We start from the raw sequence: 16,016 nt of genomic DNA, 5'->3' as shown, positions 1-16,016 counted from the left end.
TTCACTTAAATTGCAAGATGAAAATCGCTAAAATCACTACAGGCGCGATAAAACGAACGCTAAAATGCCACGCTTTAAAAGCGTTTGTATTAAAGAAATACTTCGTGGCTAAAAAAGAGCGCTTTTTATTTAAAATCCATCCTACAAACAAGACTGAAAACAAGCCTCCCAAAGGCATTAAAAATGAAGAAGTGATGAAATCCAGCCACCCAAACACGCTCTTATGAGCAAAACTCAAAAACTTAGCGTATCGTTCATTCATAGAAAGAATGACTAAAACGCCTAAAATATACACAACAATCCCTATCCATAGCGACGCTTGAGTGCGCGAAAAATTAAAACGATTGATCAGATAAAGCGCTAAAGGCTCTATCAAAGAAACCGTAGAAGTGATCCCGGCAAAAACAAGCGCCATAAAGAAAAAAAGCGAGACAATCTGCCCGCTTGTTCCCATTTTAGCGAAAGTCAAAGGTAAGGAAATAAAAACAAGCCCTGGCCCTTGAGAAACATCTGCATGGTATTCAAACACAAAGGTAAAAATCATCACCCCGGCAATCAAAGAGATTAAAATACCGGGCAAGACAATCAATAAAGAGCTTTTGAATAGATTTTCTTTTTTGGGCGTGAAAGCCGAATAAGTAATAATCGTGCCGACCCCCAAACTCAAAGAAAAGAACATCTGCCCTAAAGCGTCCATAACAACCTTAAAATCAATCTTTTGAATCTCAAAATTAAATAAAAAGTGCAAAGCTTTAGGCATGCTTTCTAAAGTCATCGCATAGATTAAAAGCCCTATGAAAATCACAAACAATAACGGCATCAGCACGACATTTAATTTTTCAATCCCTTCTTCAATCCCCCTAGAAACAAACCATATTGTCGGTAATAAGCATGTGCTAAAGCCAATAACAGGCCAGATCAAACTGCCATTTTGGAGCATGCTAAATTGCATTTTAGCTTGCTCTAAATCTTTAGGCAAATCAAAAGTTACTACAAAAAGATAGTAAAGCACCCAGCCTAACACCACCGCATAAAAGGATAAAATGAGAGGGCCGCCTAAAATAAAAAAAGAAGTGAAAGGGTAATATTTTTTCCTTTTAGGATCTAAGATTTGATAATTAGAAACAACATCTTTTTTACCCAAATTCCCAATCAGCATTTCCACTAAAAGCATAGCAATGCCTAAACTCAAGGTTAGCACCAGATATAAAAGCACAAACGCACTCCCCCCATTATGACCCACCATATAAGGAAAGCGCCAAATATGCCCTAAACCGATAGAGCTACCCAAAGTGGCTAAAATAAAGCCTAATTTAGAAAATTTTCCCATGCCAAATATTTTAATAAATCTTGCTCAACCAAATGGAAAACACAATTAAAGGGGTAATATATTTAAGCAAGAAATACCAAGTTGCAAACAATTTAGGGCCTAAAAAGTGCACGCTCAAGAGACGCAATTTTTCTTTTTTCAAAACCCAGCCCATAAAAATAAAAGTCGCCATCCCGCCTAAAGGCATGATAATGGTGCTTGAGGCAAAATCCAACCAATCAAAAAGACTTTTTTCAAAGAAAGTGAGGTAATCTTTATAATCCTTATGGAGCGAGAAAATCAACACCACGCCTACCACAAAAATTAGTGCTACAAGACCCCAAGTAACCTTAAAACGAGAGTATTGATACTTTTCGGTAAGATACATCACGCTTGGCTCTAATAAAGCCACCGTAGAAGTGATGCCAGCAAAAGCGAGCGCGAGCAAGAAAAGAATCGAAACAAGAACGCCTATCGCTCCCATTTGGCCAAAAACCACCGGTAAAGAAGTGAAAATTAACCCTGTGCCTTGTGAGACATTCGCCCCATATTCAAACACAAAAGTGAAAATCATAAGCCCTGCCACAAGAGAAATTAAAATCCCTGATAAAACCACCCAAATCGTGCTTTTAAGCAAATTCTGCGTTTTATCCGTAACCGCAGCATAAGTGATATTGATCCCTAAACCGATGCTTAAAGAAAAGAAAACCTGCCCCAAGGAATAAGTGAACACTTGAGAAGTCAAATCTTTTGGCTTGAAATCAAACATGAAATGGAAAGCTTTAGAAAAAGAATCCATGCTCATCGCATAGAAAAGCAAACCAAAAAAAGTGGCAAAGAGTAAGGGCATTAAAACCAAATTGAGTTTTTCAATGCCTTCTTTAATCCCCCTAGAAACAATCCATCCGGTTATGAATAAAACGCTAAAAAGCCCTATGGATTGTAGCCCTATAGACTGCAAAGTTTGAGTAAAAATTTGTTCAGATTCTTGGATATTGTTAGGCAAATTAAAACTAACACTCACCAAATAATAAAGCACCCAGCCTAAAATCGTGCCGTAAAAAGTCAGTATTAATGGCCCAGAAATAAGCAAAATCCCTGCGTATTTCCAGCGTTTTTTAGGGTTAATGTCAAGCTCTTTAAAAGCTTCTATTACATTTTTTTGAGTGCTTTGTCCTAATAGCATTTCAGCGATAAACATCGCCGCACCAACGCTTAAGGATAAAAATAAAAATAATAAAACAAAAGCACCCCCACCACTCACCCCAGTCATATAGGGGAAACGCCAAATATGCCCTAAACCTATCGCACTCCCTAATGCGGCTAAAACAAACCCTAATTTAGAAAAATGATTACCCATATCTTAACTACCAAACTCCTTATCAATGATTAAAATTAAGGAGCTATGTCCTTAATCGCCCAACTATTGCTGTATTAGTTTTTTGAAAGCTTTAAAAACCCTAAAATTTAAGGAAAAACCCACTTCAAAAATACCTAAAAAATATAAAGCAACGCCCCAGATTATACTATAGTTAAGTTACATATTGTATAATTTTAAGAAAATTTCATTATTTAAGTAAGGGGAATTAATGCGCTGTAGGGTATATTACGAAGATACCGACTCTGAAGGCGTGGTCTATCATGCGAATTATTTGAAATATTGCGAAAGGGCTAGGAGCGAGTTTTTTTTTAAAAAAAATGTCTTGCCCGAAAATGAAGAAGGCGTGTTTGTTATCCGCTCTATCAAAGCGGATTTTTTCACCCCCGCAAGCCTTGGACAGGTCTTAGAAATAAGAACGCAAATTAAAGAATTAAGAAAGGTTTTTGTGGTGCTTTTTCAAGAAATTTATTGCATCCAAAACGCTTCTTTGGAGCCTATGAAGCCTTTTAAAGTCTTTGCTTCAGAAATCAAGTTTGGCTTTGTCAATCGCTCTACATACAGCCCTATTGCCATTCCTAAATTGTTTAAGGAGCTTCTTAGTGCCGTCTGATTCAGAAAAACCCACTATCATTTACCCTTGTCTTTGGGATTATAGGGTGATTATGACCACTAACGATACAAGCGCGTTAAAAGAGCTTTTAGAAACCTACCAACGCCCCTTTAAATTGGAATTTAAAAACACTTCTAAAAACGCTAAATTTTATAGCTTTAACGTTTCTATGGAAGTTTCAAGCGAAGCAGAACGGAACGAGATTTTTCAAAAAATCTCACAATTAGACGCTGTGGCGCATGTGCTTTAATCTTTTAAAACAAACGCCTTGAATTTTTCACCCCTTTCTTTATACGAAGAAAATTGATCCAAACTGGCCGCGCTGGGTGAAAGCAAGGCAATTTCATTTTGCGATAAAACGCTTTTAATTTCTTGAACCGCTTTTTCTAACTTTAAACAAACCTGACAAGAAACATTAAATTCTAACGCTAAGGCTTGGATGATAAAAGCGCTTGATCCTATGGCATAAAGGCTTATTTTATAGTTTTTAAACTCTTCAAAAAGGGGGGTTAAATTGACCCCTTTAATATCGCCCCCTAAAATCAAATGGATTTTTTGGTTTTTAAAGGTTTTTAGGGCTTGTAAGGTGGCATCAATATTCGTGGCTTTGCTGTCATCTACCCACAAACGCCCTTGTTTATCCCTAAACTCTTCCATTTTATGCGAGCCGATTTTAAAAGCGTTCAGTCTTTTAAAGGCGTTTTCTCTATAATCTTGCCATTTTAAATTCTTTATTTTTAAAAATTGCTCATAAACCAAAAGGGCTAAGGCTGCGTCTAATAAAAACGCTCCCTTAAAAAAAAGAGAGTTAGAAGGGATTTCTAAACGCTCTAAAATCTCTTCGCTTGTGTCAAAAAAGATTTTTTGCGCTTGCGAGTTTTGAATAATAGGGTGTTCTTTGAATTTTAAAGGGAGGATAGCGAGCGAAGTTTTAGGCATCAATGTTAAAACCTTGAGTTTAGCGTTCAAATAATTTTCAAAATTGCAATGCCAAGTCAAATGATCGGCTTTGACATTGATGAGCAAGTAGATTAAAGGGTAAGCCTTGTTAGTGTAATGCAAAGAAAAAGAGCTTGTTTCTAACACCCACAAGGGCGATTGCTTTTCAAACAATTCAATCAAGGGCGTGCCGATATTCCCCCCACTCACAGCCTTAAAATCTTCTAAAAGCATGGTGAGCATTTCTGTCGTGGTGGTTTTCCCGTTAGTGCCGCTAATACTGATTATAGTAGGCATGAAAACAGAATCAAACAAGCTATCAATATAATCGTATTCGCTCATTAAATGCTTGGCTTTCATGACTAAAGGGTGCGTGAAACTAATGCCCGGGCTGACTATCTCTAGTTGGGAATCATTAGGGTTAAAATCCTTACTAGGGTAGCAAAGAAAACCCTCGCTATCTTTAAAAGATGAAAGGAATTTATCGTCAAAAAATTTGACTTCGTTATGGTTTTTTTTAAAAAAACGCCCCAAAGCTAGAGTGGTTTTGCCATGCCCCAATAAAGAGATTTTCATTTCAACGCACCTTCAAGCTTAAAAGAGCGACTAAATTACTCAGCATGGAAATGATCCAAAAACGCACGATCACCTTATTTTCTGCCCAACCCTTTTGCTCAAAATGATGATGGATGGGCGCCATTAAAAAAAGGCGTTTTTTACGGGTTTTATAACTCCCTACTTGCAAGATCACAGACAGAGTTTCTATTACAAAAATAGATCCCATTAAAACGAGTAAGATTTCATTATGCGAAACGATAGCGTTATAAGCGATAAACCCTCCCAAAGCCAAACTCCCGCTATCGCCCATAAACACGCTTGCCGGGTTGCAGTTATACCACAAAAAGCCAAAGAGCGATCCCACTAACGCTAGCGAGACAACAAACAATTCCCCCACATCTATGACTTTAGGATAAAGTAAGTATTTAGAAAATTCCGCATTCCCTGCCACATACACAAAGATAGAAAGGCTTAAGAGGGTGAAAATGCTAGGCACGCTCGCTAAGCCGTCTAACCCGTCGGTTAAATTCACCGCATTGCTCGTGGATAAAAAAACCAACACCCAAAAACCAACCGCTAACATCGTGGGCATTTCAAACAAGGGGTTTTTCAAAAAAGGCGCGTATAAAAAAGTGTCTAACCCCTTAAGGCTCAATAAAACAGACACCACAAGCGAAAGGACAAACAGCATGCCAAATTTCATTTTCGCGCTCATTCCGGCGTTATTTTGTTGGTTGATTTTAGTGTAATCGTCTTTAAAACCCACAAAACTAAAGCCCACTAACACTATTATCCCTAACAACACATAAAGATTACCCAAAGATGCGCACAACACGCTCGCAACAATGGTTGCAAAAACAAAAACAATCCCCCCCATCGTAGGGGTATCCTTTTTATTCTGGTGGCTTGGCACGAAGCTAGAAATGGGCTGGTTAGCCTTTTTAGCCTTGGCCCATAGAATGAATTTAGGCATTAAAAAAAGCGTGAGGAAAAAGGCTATGAAAAACCCTAACCCTGCTCTAAAGGTCAAATACTGGAAAAGATTGATATTAAAATAGCCATATAGTAAAGAATAGAGCATAAAATCCCCTAAAACCGCCATGCTTGAAATTTAGAAAAAATAAAATTGTAGCGCAAATTGGTTTACTTAAAAATAGCATGAATAGAGTAAGATAGGAGATTATTTTAATTTTTAGGAGTCTTTTATGGAGCGTTCGCTTATTTTTAAAAAGGTTAGAGTTTATTCTAAAATGTTAGTTGCTTTAGGGCTTTCAAGCGTGTTGATCGGTTGCGCGATGAATCCAAGCGCTGAAACAAAAACACAAAATGACGCCAAAAATCAACAACCAGTTCAAACTCATGAAAGAATGAAAACAAGCTCTGATGTTACGCCGCTAGATTTTAATTATCCGATACATATTGTTCAAGCCCCACAAAACCACCATATTGTAGGTATTTTAGCGCCGCACATTCAAGTGAGCGATAATCTAAAACCCTATATTGATAAGTTTCAAGACGCTTTAGTCAATCAAATCCAAACTATTTTTGAAAAAAGAGGCTATCAAGTGTTGCGTTTTCAAGATGAAAAAGCTTTAAATGCACAAGATAAGAGAAAGATTTTTTCCGTTTTGGATTTGAAAGGGTGGGTAGGAATCTTAGAAGATTTGAAAATGAATGTAAAAGATCCCAATAATCCTAATTTAGACACGCTAGTGGATCAAAGCTCAGGCTCTGTGTGGTTTAATTTTTATGAGCCAGAAAGCAATCGTGTCGTCCATGATTTTGCTGTGGAAGTAGGGACTTTTCAAGCGATGACCTATACTTACAAACACAGTAATTCTGGAGGGTTTGATTCTTCAAACAGCATTATCCATGAAGATTTGGAAAAGAATAAAGAAGATGCGATACATAAGATCTTAAACAGAATGTATGCGGTTGTCATGAAAAAAGCTGTAACAGAACTTACAGAAGAAAATATTGCCAAATACCGAGACGCTATTGACAGAATGAAAGGCTTTAAAAGTTCTATGCCTCAAAAAAAGTAGTTCTTAAACGAACCATTTAAAAATTAGCCTTAAAATCAGCCTTTTTAAAGGCTATTTTAAGTATGATGCAAAGTTTATTTCAATATTTAAGGATACACAATGGCAAAAAGATGCGCTTTAACTTTCAAAGGGCCTATGATAGGCAATCATGTCAGTCATGCGAACAACAAAAATAAACGCCGCTTACTCCCTAACTTGCGATCGATTAAGATCCAATTAGACGACGGCACGACTAAACGCATTAAAGTGGCTGCTTCCACTTTAAGAACCATGCGTAAAGGGGCTTAGTTTTTAGAATTTCTGTCCGTTTTGATTGTAGGGGTGGTTTTGGTGTTTTTGATAACCTTTTTAAAACTCCCCTTGAGATCTAAACTTCTTTTTGAGATTAAAACACAGCTTAGGTTTAGCGTTTTGATTAAATTTAGAGGTAAACGCTTTCAAAAGAATTTATTTTGATCTAGGAATTGGTTTTGTTTGAAAAGTTGAAATTTTTTAAAATCAAAAAAGACGATGAAATTCAGCCAGAAGTCAATTTAAATTCTGAAATCTATGAGCAATTTAAGGTCTTTAGACTCCCGCTTATTTTAATCCAATTGCTCGTGCTTTTAGGCACTCTGGGATACTTCGCCCTAGAAAATTATAGCCTTATGCAAGCTTTCTTCCAAACGACTTACACCATGACAGCTACAGGGTTTGGCGCTTTAAATGAAAGCCAGTTTGGGCCTATAAGTATTTTTTTAACTTCCATTTTAATGTTTTTTGGGGCAGGAATTATTGCCTTTAGCGTGGCTATTTTAGTTAGCGTGGTCAATAAAGGCACGCTTACCAGATTGATTAAGGAGAAAGGTATGATTTATAAAATCGCGCGCCTTAAGGATCATTATGTGATTTGTTACCACAATGAATACACCATTGAATTGAGCAAGCAATTCCGCTCTGCTCAAATCCCCTTTGTGGTCGTGGATAATGACCCCAGTTTTGAAGAAGAAGCCATTAAACACAAATACCCCTACTATATCATAGGCGATCCGCACACCAATTTAGCCATGCTAAAAACCCACTTAAGCAGCGCTAGGGGCGTTGTGGCTTTGTCTAAGATTTTACCGGTGAATGTGGCGTTAATGGTGAGCGTGCGCTTGTTTGAAAAGGAATTAAAGCGCAAACCTTACTACATCATTGCGAGCGCGCATAGCGATGAAGGCTTAGAAAAATTAAAAAAATTAGGGGCTGATATGGTGGTTTCCCCTACAAAACTCATGGCGCAGAGAGTGAGCGCGATGGCGGTGCGTCCGGATATGGAAAATATCTTAGAGCGCTTTATCAATAAAAAAGACACGCTTTTAGACTTAGAGGAAGTGATTGTCCCTAAAACCAGCTGGCTTGTGTTAAGGAAATTAAAAGAAGCCCATTTTAGAGAGATCGCTAAAGCGTTTGTGATTGGTATCACTCAAAAAGATGGCAAATACATCCCCATGCCCGATGGAGAAACGATCATTGCAAGCGAATCCAAGCTATTAATGGTTGGCACTTCAGAAGGCGTTGCGACCTGTAAGCAACTCATTGCCAACCATCAAAAACCCAAAGAAGTGGATTACATTTCCTTGTGATTGATACAGCCTTTTTATAAAATAAAAAAAGCTTGGCTCTCATCAAATACGGGTAATAAAATCTAAAAAATGCTAAAAACATTTTTTACAATCCATAGCAAAGAGCTTGGCGTTAGTCAAAAAATTAGCCATTCATGTTTGATGAGAACAGATCCAAGATTTAAACGGATTTGAGGCTTATTTTTCTCACACCCATACGCTCAATGAGAGTTAATGTTACAACCCTTTTAAAGCTCTCTTTGTTAAAAGGATTTTTAAACCATGTTTTAATTTGTCCTGTGGTTGGTTTCCTAATCATTGCATTTTTGAAGCGTTACCCTAAATTCCGCACAAAACAAATCTTCATCAATTTCTCAATTTAAAATTTCACTCTCCTTTCTTGCTTTCCTCTAGCGTGTAGTCGCTTAAATCCTTGACTTTCTGCTCCCATCCGCCTTGGATATAAATCACATTGCGAATATAATACACGCCCGCAAACAAGCCGCTAAACTTCGGCTTTAAGGTTTCTAAAAGTTCGTTAAAGGCGGTTTTTTTCGCTTCGTTAATCTCGCTTGTGGCTTGGGTTTTTTCTTGCTTTAGCGCTTCAAGGCTTGCGGTTTTATTCGTGTTTATTTCGTTGTTAGCGTTGTTTTTAGCTTGTGTTATGGCTTCAAGGCTTTGGGTTTTGTTTTCGGTGATTTGATGATTAGCGTTATCTCGTGCTTGGTTTAAAAAGATTTGATAGCTCGTTAAAAGCTTTGTAGTGGTTTCTATGATTTGATTTTCTAGCTTTTTAATCTCGCTTTTGATGTTCTCGGTGTTAGCGTTTAAAGTGTTGGTTACTTCTTGCTCGTTGGCATGCATGCTTGTATTGAAATCATTGAAAAAGGCCTCGTATTCTTTCATTTTATTTTTCAAGCTCTCGCCGGCGTTACTCAGCCATTCAATGGAGTTTCTTAAACTGCTATCGATCTCGTTGGCGTTTTTGAAAAAATCCAAACTCAAAAGCACTTCTAAAATCCTAACAATCCCTTTAAGGCTTAGCTGTATTTGCTCGGTAAAAAGACTATTAGAATTTAAAGCGCTCTGTAGTTGCTTTAGTAATTCGTTAGTGATTTCTTTCACTTCGGGCTGCTCGGTAATTTCTAGCGTGCTATTAGGGAGATTAGGGTAATTGATCATTTTTTCTTACTCCTTGACTTTTTAGATCTTTTGTTTTATAGTTTCAATGCAAGCCCACTCCATCGGCTTATTCTTTAAGCGTTCTTGCCTGCGGAATGAAAGAGTGGATAATGTCCGCCTTGTCAATCTCTGCTTTAATATAAATCGGTTTAACTTTCAATCCTGTAATAAGCTTATTATCGTTATCTTGCGTAACTAAAAAATAATAAATCGTTTTAGGATCGCCTTGGAAGGCTTTGATATGTTCTTTTTTGACTTCCTTACCTTGCTCTTTGAAAATAAGCGTAATATCGGGTTCTTTTAAGGTAGGTTCTACTAAATGCAAATAAGCTAATCGGTGCGTGCTGTCAGGATTACTCTTTAAATGTTTAATGAAATTTTCTTTATTTTTAACGCCGTTAAAAGCGTTTAAAAAGCTCTCGGTATCAATCTCTTTCGGTAATTGCATGGGTTTGATAGCGTTCAAATCTTTCAAAAACGCTTCTTTGTCTTCTATGACTTTAAAGGCTCGTTCTTTAATCTCGCTTTCTTCTGCGCTCTTTTGGCTTACTTTAATTTTAGCGTTTTCTTTTTGCATGTCCTTAACGGCTTCTATCAAGCGCTTTAAACTCTCGTTACTTTCGCTAGGATCTCTATTAACCATTAAAAGATAATGCGTAAAGTCGTAAATATCAATATCCTTAAATTCCTTACTATTAGGATTAAACATGTCTTTAGTAACATCTGCGATCTTAAATTCTTTCAAACCTTTTTTAATGTTTTCGCTCTTTAAAGCTTCAAATAACGCCTTAGAAGGATCATCAAACCTCGCAAAGCGCGCTATTGCTCCTCCTAAAATCTCGCTGATATCGCTTGTGGTTTGATCGCTCTTTTCAAACATCTCTAAAGAACTCGTTTTATAAAATTTCTCGCTCAAGTCTTTCAGGCTCTCGCTCGTGCTTTGGTAGTTCTTTAAGTTCGCAAAAGACCGATCCATGATATCGCTTAAATAAGCGTTTAAACTCACATTAGGGAAGCTCATATCGTGGATTAGATTATGAAAACTGCCGGCGTTATCTACAAACATTTTTTTCACTTTTTCGTAGCTTTTAGTGTCGTTAGAAAATTCTTTCTGCCAGCGGTTGAGTAATTCTATCCCTTGCGTTTTAGTCCTTGGCATGTTATACATTAAAAGCGCAAGGTTGCTATCTCCTACATTAGGGTGTGTGGCTTTGTCAAAATTAAGGTTTTTAGCAACGATATTTTTTAAAGAATAGACGCTGTCAGCGTTTAACTTGGTTTCTAATTCTTTTAATTTGGCTTCATAGTGGCTTAAAACCGCTATAGCGTGATCGCTTTCGCTATTAAAGCGTCCTTGATTGCTAGAAGCCGCTAAATTGTTGATCTCAGTGTTATTCAAACGATTAGAAGGCATGCGCACTAACAACTCGTCCGGCTTTAAGTCTATGTGATAGTATTCTTTGATCGCTTTCTCGTAAGCAAAACGGCTTTTAGGCGTGAAATTGAGCATGCCTTGGATTCGGTGGTTTCCTGCGATCACTTGGCCGTCGTGTAAAATGATCGGCAAATCTTCAAAACCTCCGCTCCCAAATATCTTTTTAGGATCAAAATTTTCAGCGATGCTTTTAATCTGCTCTTCGTTCATGTCGGTGCGTTTTTGTGTCCCGCCTGTAGTGAAGCTTGGTTTTAAATCTTTGGCTTTCACGATTGCATAATCTAGATCGTAAATCTCTCGTTCGTTTAGCCTTACTCGGCTTTTAGGTAGTTGCTCTTGCACATTCGTAGGTATATCCTCTCCTACTTCTATTTTAGTCTGGCTTTCAATATTGCCTGCATTGCCTCGCTCGTGTTCTAATTTCTTTTTTAAAGCGGCTTTGCGCGCTTGTTCTTGCTCTTTAGCTTTCAAAAACTCTTTTTCGCTTTCTAACTTCTCGCTTTCTAATTTGGCAAGCTTTTCGGCTTTGGCAAGTTCAAGCGGGCTTAAATCTTGCGTTTTTAATGGGTTTGTGGTAGGATTAGATCCTACAGAGTTTAAAGAATAAATGTCCTTTTCTTTAGTAATTGCTTGCGAGGTCGGAAAATGCGTTGGCTTCTCTGTTGTTGTATCTCGTAATTCATAACTGCTTATTACCCAATGATTTTCTAAATCTTTGTTATCCCATGTGTTATTTAAACCTACTCTCTTATTACCGTAATCTACAAACACACGCCCTAAATGATCCGTCCCTTTAGATCCTTTCTCTAACACTTCAGGGATTGATTTAACGATATTTAAAGCGTATTCTTTAGCTTCTGCTTCACCTAATCCATCAGAAAGCGCTTGCTGTTCTCTTCGTTCTAATATATGCGCTAACCCATAGCCGTTGCTGTCTTTAGTCTTTGGCTTACCCCAAACAAGATCAATCCCTCCTAAATCGTCCCTATACGCTGCGCCTGCGACTTGTCCGTTTTTCTCTTGTAATAATTTCTCTAACGCTTCCTTAGGCTTTAGAGCAAACTCGGGGTAATTCTTTCCAAATTCTTTAATTGGTGTTATAGCGTGTTCTAAATCGCTCGCTTTCTTGCTTAACTCTTCGCTAGCTTGTTTAACGCCGTTATTAAGCTCTTCAATGATTTTAAGCGTGTTGTTGCTAAATTGTGAGTTTTTAGCGCTTAAATCTAACTGCTTACTAAAATCGCTTATAGAGTGGCTTCTTTCTAACGCTCTTTTAATGTGATACTTTAAAGCCGCTCCTGCGGTGGCTTCGTTTAAAGCTTTGGGTAATTTTATCCCTAAAATGCGATCGGGTGCGTTCCTGTATAGTGTCCCTAGCGTGAATTTAGTCCATTGGTATTTTAACGCTCCGCTAAGAGTGGTCGCTAAACCTTGGCTTAAATTCTTAGTAGTGGCTGGCTTTAAGCTCTCGGCGATCTTAGCATCGTTTTTAAAAAGCTTATGAAAACCGCTCGCTATGTCAATGTATTCTTTAGCCTTAGGCGTGCTAAAAACTTCATCTTTAAACTCGTTTAATTTGCTAAAAAACTGCACAGGGTGTGGTGTTTTGTTCTAGTGTATTAAATATTGAACAATAAAGTTAAATAAGGCTTTTTGAGTATTAATATTTGATTGGAGCAGAGCCTTTTCATATTTTAAAAAGGCCAATCAAAAATATAAGAATAAAAGGCTAGTAAATCCTAAAACCATAAGTAATGTTAAACATGATATGGCTTCGGTCAGAATACACATTGTGCGTTAAAGGCTGTGTCCCAGGCCCATTAGGATCGACTGGAACATACATGCCACAATACCCAATACAATAGCCTTTTTTGGTGATATTGCCATAATATTCTAGTTTTAAATCCATTCTAATATTATACTTATTAGAAAAATAACTCAAAAAGAGTGCGAGACTCCTTTCATCAGCCCTTGGGCTATCCGTCCAACGGCCTAAAATTTTCCAACTAAAACCTCTATATTGTGAGCCTACATATAAAAACCCGTTAATAACATCAGCGCCAACAATATTGTTGATTTCTGCGTCATAAATACTATTCGTCCAAATGTTATACCCCAAAGGGTCGCCATAAATACCTATATCACCATTAGCGTTACCGATATTTTTATAGACACTGCCTCCAAATTGCCACTTATTATAGTAAAAACGGGTGCGGAAGAAATAAGTTTGCCCGCTCTTGCCCAATGGCACTTGTTGGAAGAGGATAATATCATTTTGATTAGCCGGAGTGGCAAAAATGGGGAAAAACCCCACGAAAGTGCCTACAAAACGAAAACCCTTATTGTTGAAATTAGGGTTGGTGTCATAAGTGATATTAATGCCTGGCGCATACATTCTTTGAAAGATCGCATAAAAATAAGGGTTGATTTTTAGGTTGTCTTTTTCATATTTCAAATCTGCCACCATTAGAGCCTTACCGCTTGTATAGTAACGCCCAAAATACCAAAACCAGTCGCTTGATGCTGAAGCCCTAGCGTCTGAATACATCACCCTTAACCTGGTGTCTTTATATTTGACAAAGCCTTCAACCCCTTGGGTGTAAGAAGTGAACCAATCATACTCTTCAGCATCATAGCGCCCCCCTTTCACGCCAAAACTGAATTTGTCTTTCTTGTAGTTGTAGCTCAAAAAAGCGTTATGCACCATAGCCAAACGAGGTTTTTGCACATTTAAACCGCTATGTCCCGCATACCAACCAATATATTGCCAAAAGATACCCGCCCCAAAAGGATCGGTCCTAGAGCCGGGCTGGCCGTTAGGGATATTGTTGCCTTGATAAGCGGTAGAGTCATAGGGGAGCGCTGCCATCATCGCCCCCACTTCCGCTCTCAAACCCTTGTATAAACCCATGCTCAAATTCAATTCGCCGAGCAAAGAAGTGTAGCTACCTGTAGGATAAATGTCTTTAGAGGGCTGGTATCTTTGGTTGTTAAAGCCAAACTTGGTATAGCTACTCACCTTTCCAACAATGCTCATGTTGAATTTATAAGCTTGAAGTTTGGACAAAAAGAAACTAGAAAAAAGCAAAAAAAATAGAGAGTAAGAAAAATATTTCTTAATTTCCAAAACCCTAACTCCCAAAAATATTAAAATAAAAATACAAAAAAGGTATATCTAATATCTAAGAGATAGGGAAACTCTCTTAGAAACTATAACTGATGTGTGTCATCAAATGGCTTCTATCTTGGGTAATACTCTTTTTAATGCCACCCATGTCTTGAGGGCCTTGCGCGAACGCAGAAGATTCAAACAAACCATTATTCAAGTTAAGCGGCTGACCGTTTGGCCCAAGGAAACCGGTTCCAGGGTTGTAACCCGCACGAATTTGGAACTCTAACCATACGAGTTTGAGACCCGCTTTAACATGCTTGCTGAACTGATAGTCTAGATACATACCGATACCATATTCCAAAGCCCTTGGAGCGGTAGTGAAGCGTTGGTAGAGACTCCAACTGAACTTACCATGCTTGCCTCCACCTTTAACATACTCAGTGAACGCATCAGCATCGGTAATGTTGTCAATCCCTGCAAACCCTAAGCTGTAGATACTGCCAACCCATTGTTCGATACCATCCACAGCGATGATGTTACCCCAAGTACCCAAGTTCATGTTAGGGTTACCAATGTTGAGATAAGCACCACCAACCACAAAGTAGTTGTTAATGTCTATATGGTGGCGTAAAAAGAGCGTCGCACCACCAGGACCTTGCAAGCCACGCCACTTACCATTGTCCAAGAACGGATCCCAAGTGTTATAACGAGCGGGCGCGTAACGGCCGTATTCAGCGTTATTCCAACGATAGTCATACAACACATAAAAAGTCGTTCTGTTTCTCATGCCCATACCGCTAAACTCAGGATTGGTGTCGTATTCTATTTTAGCACCGGGCAATGTACCTACCTCTGGGATGAGATACACATAAGGGTGAATCATTAGATTCTTTGTAGGGCGATAAATAATACCGGCTTTATGAATACCCCAAGGCTTTTCACGATAAATGGGGAACAACCATTGACCATCAGCGATACCACGACCCCAAGAGCTAAAGAGCAAGAATTTCATCTTATTCGTAAGCTTGAAAGTCCCATAAAAACCTTGGAACAATTGGTAAACCCAATCCATTTGCTCCTGCTCCGTAACGTCAAAACGCCCCATGACCATATGGACTCTGTCGCTGTCATAGGTGAGATTCGCTTTATAAACTTCATAGCGCCTTGAACCACCGGGCAAGTAGGCGTTAGCCGGATAGTAGTTAGGGAACAAGCCGTTCCACTCACCCATATATTCCCAACCAATACCTCTAGGGTTAATGATACCACCTGGCCCTGATTGCTGCCACATTTTAGTCGCATTCATACAAAGGCTCATAGAATCAGTGCCACAAGAAGCTTTATCCCAATAGCTTGGGGGGGTAAAATCCTTCGCCCACCTATCATACCTAGTGCTATCATAAACTTGTCCGCCCAAAACACCGCCTAAATTCACGGTCCATCCCCTACCTAAATGCACAGACCCCTCTAGCTTACCTGTAAGGTTAACAAAAGTCTCTGTAGGATAGATACCTTTAACAGGGTTAATGGGCGAATGGTTAAAACCCACTTTAGCAAAATTGATAAAATCTCCATGCACTTCATAAGTAACCGCCCCTAATGAACCCGTAGTGAACAATAGTGGCAAGGTAAAACGCTTTAGCAATGCAGCCGCAACTTTTCGTTTCTTTAATTTCATTCCTCTTCCTTACTTTACCTGAGAATAGATAAATTACTCTGTAGAAGTAATTGTAGCATAAAAGAATATAGATTTAGTTTAAAATCAAGCTAGTTTTTCTCAAAATTTACAAAATTTAAATTTTCAAACGCCAGTTTGCTAGTGAAAAAGCTTCTATTTTACATAGTCGCTTTAAAAACTA

The 16,016-nt window shown here is 38.3% G+C and carries 14 protein-coding genes; 6 read left to right on the top strand and 8 right to left on the bottom strand.

The window, feature by feature from the left end:
* Nucleotide 1 precedes the first annotated feature (1 nt).
* Nucleotides 2-1,330, bottom strand: a complete 1,329-nt coding sequence (locus tag HG567_RS02250; protein WP_202163918.1) for a sodium-dependent transporter — start codon at nt 1,328-1,330, stop codon at nt 2-4.
* A 10-nt stretch (nt 1,331-1,340) separates the two neighbouring features.
* Nucleotides 1,341-2,669, bottom strand: coding sequence for a sodium-dependent transporter (locus HG567_RS02245; protein WP_120982683.1), 1,329 nt, complete (start codon nt 2,667-2,669; stop codon nt 1,341-1,343).
* Between the two features lie 229 nt (nt 2,670-2,898).
* Between HG567_RS02245 and ybgC the strand changes: the two genes are divergently transcribed.
* Nucleotides 2,899-3,300, top strand: coding sequence for an acyl-CoA thioesterase YbgC (gene ybgC / locus HG567_RS02240; RefSeq protein ID WP_001203779.1), 402 nt, complete (start codon nt 2,899-2,901; stop codon nt 3,298-3,300).
* Entirely contained in the window at nt 3,290-3,550 is a 261-nt protein-coding gene (locus HG567_RS02235) for an HP0495 family protein (protein ID WP_202163917.1), read from the top strand. The genes ybgC and HG567_RS02235 overlap by 11 nt, the downstream gene beginning before the upstream one ends.
* Here HG567_RS02235 and murD read toward each other — a convergent pair.
* Complete coding sequence (gene murD, locus HG567_RS02230) at nt 3,547-4,815, bottom strand: UDP-N-acetylmuramoyl-L-alanine--D-glutamate ligase (protein ID WP_202163916.1); 1,269 nt, start codon at nt 4,813-4,815, stop codon at nt 3,547-3,549. The genes HG567_RS02235 and murD overlap by 4 nt on opposite strands.
* A gap of 1 nt (nt 4,816) precedes the next feature.
* Nucleotides 4,817-5,878 (bottom strand): phospho-N-acetylmuramoyl-pentapeptide-transferase, encoded by a 1,062-nt coding sequence (mraY, locus tag HG567_RS02225; protein WP_202163915.1) that lies wholly within the window; start codon nt 5,876-5,878, stop codon nt 4,817-4,819.
* 124 nt (nt 5,879-6,002) lie between these two features.
* Here mraY and HG567_RS02220 point away from each other — a divergent pair, with 124 nt between their 5' ends.
* From HG567_RS02220 to HG567_RS02210, 3 genes are all read left to right on the top strand, one after another.
* Nucleotides 6,003-6,842 carry an HpaA family protein gene (locus HG567_RS02220; RefSeq protein ID WP_202140011.1) on the top strand — a complete coding sequence of 280 codons (840 nt, stop codon included), beginning with the start codon at nt 6,003-6,005 and terminating at the stop codon, nt 6,840-6,842.
* A 99-nt stretch (nt 6,843-6,941) separates the two neighbouring features.
* Complete coding sequence (gene rpmB / locus HG567_RS02215; RefSeq protein WP_001118998.1) at nt 6,942-7,130, top strand: 50S ribosomal protein L28; 189 nt, start codon at nt 6,942-6,944, stop codon at nt 7,128-7,130.
* Nucleotides 7,131-7,312: 182 nt separating this feature from the next.
* Nucleotides 7,313-8,449, top strand: coding sequence for a potassium channel family protein (locus HG567_RS02210; protein WP_000461978.1), 1,137 nt, complete (start codon nt 7,313-7,315; stop codon nt 8,447-8,449).
* 366 nt (nt 8,450-8,815) lie between these two features.
* On the opposite strand, the gene HG567_RS02205 is transcribed toward HG567_RS02210, so the two are convergent.
* Nucleotides 8,816-9,610: an ATPase gene (locus tag HG567_RS02205; RefSeq protein ID WP_202140010.1), complete on the bottom strand. Its 795-nt coding sequence runs from the start codon at nt 9,608-9,610 to the stop codon at nt 8,816-8,818.
* Nucleotides 9,611-9,677: 67 nt separating this feature from the next.
* Complete coding sequence (locus tag HG567_RS02200) at nt 9,678-12,380, bottom strand: putative barnase/colicin E5 family endoribonuclease (RefSeq protein ID WP_202164018.1); 2,703 nt, start codon at nt 12,378-12,380, stop codon at nt 9,678-9,680.
* Here HG567_RS02200 and HG567_RS08025 point away from each other — a divergent pair.
* The gene (locus HG567_RS08025) at nt 12,349-12,549 is read left to right on the top strand and encodes a hypothetical protein (RefSeq protein ID WP_202164019.1); all 201 of its coding nucleotides are present in this window, start codon (nt 12,349-12,351) and stop codon (nt 12,547-12,549) included. The genes HG567_RS02200 and HG567_RS08025 overlap by 32 nt on opposite strands.
* 225 nt (nt 12,550-12,774) lie before the next feature.
* Here the strand turns inward: HG567_RS08025 and hofD are convergent, their stop codons facing one another.
* Together hofD and hofC are read right to left on the bottom strand one after the other, a co-directional pair.
* Entirely contained in the window at nt 12,775-14,172 is a 1,398-nt protein-coding gene (hofD, locus tag HG567_RS02190; protein WP_202140008.1) for an outer membrane beta-barrel protein HofD, read from the bottom strand.
* A gap of 76 nt (nt 14,173-14,248) precedes the next feature.
* Nucleotides 14,249-15,835: an outer membrane beta-barrel protein HofC gene (gene hofC / locus HG567_RS02185; RefSeq protein WP_202140007.1), complete on the bottom strand. Its 1,587-nt coding sequence runs from the start codon at nt 15,833-15,835 to the stop codon at nt 14,249-14,251.
* Nucleotides 15,836-16,016 lie beyond the last annotated feature (181 nt).

The sequence above is a fragment of the Helicobacter pylori genome (assembly GCF_016755635.1).
Lineage (GTDB): Bacteria > Campylobacterota > Campylobacteria > Campylobacterales > Helicobacteraceae > Helicobacter > Helicobacter pylori_CQ.
Note: the sequence above shows the minus strand (reverse complement) of the source record. Positions and strands in the feature narration are given on the sequence as shown.

Bases quoted from the DNA above. Each gene is read 5' to 3' on its own strand.
- ybgC (WP_001203779.1), top strand. From the start codon at position 2,899: ATGCGCTGTAGGGTATATTACGAAGATACCGACTCTGAAGGCGTGGTC.
- rpmB (WP_001118998.1), top strand. From the start codon at position 6,942: ATGGCAAAAAGATGCGCTTTAACTTTCAAAGGGCCTATGATAGGCAAT.
- hofC (WP_202140007.1), bottom strand. From the start codon at position 15,835: ATGAAATTAAAGAAACGAAAAGTTGCGGCTGCATTGCTAAAGCGTTTT.
- murD (WP_202163916.1), bottom strand. From the start codon at position 4,815: ATGAAAATCTCTTTATTGGGGCATGGCAAAACCACTCTAGCTTTGGGG.
- mraY (WP_202163915.1), bottom strand. From the start codon at position 5,878: ATGCTCTATTCTTTACTATATGGCTATTTTAATATCAATCTTTTCCAG.
- HG567_RS02220 (WP_202140011.1), top strand. From the start codon at position 6,003: ATGGAGCGTTCGCTTATTTTTAAAAAGGTTAGAGTTTATTCTAAAATG.
- HG567_RS02245 (WP_120982683.1), bottom strand. From the start codon at position 2,669: ATGGGTAATCATTTTTCTAAATTAGGGTTTGTTTTAGCCGCATTAGGG.
- HG567_RS02250 (WP_202163918.1), bottom strand. From the start codon at position 1,330: ATGGGAAAATTTTCTAAATTAGGCTTTATTTTAGCCACTTTGGGTAGC.
- HG567_RS02205 (WP_202140010.1), bottom strand. From the start codon at position 9,610: ATGATCAATTACCCTAATCTCCCTAATAGCACGCTAGAAATTACCGAG.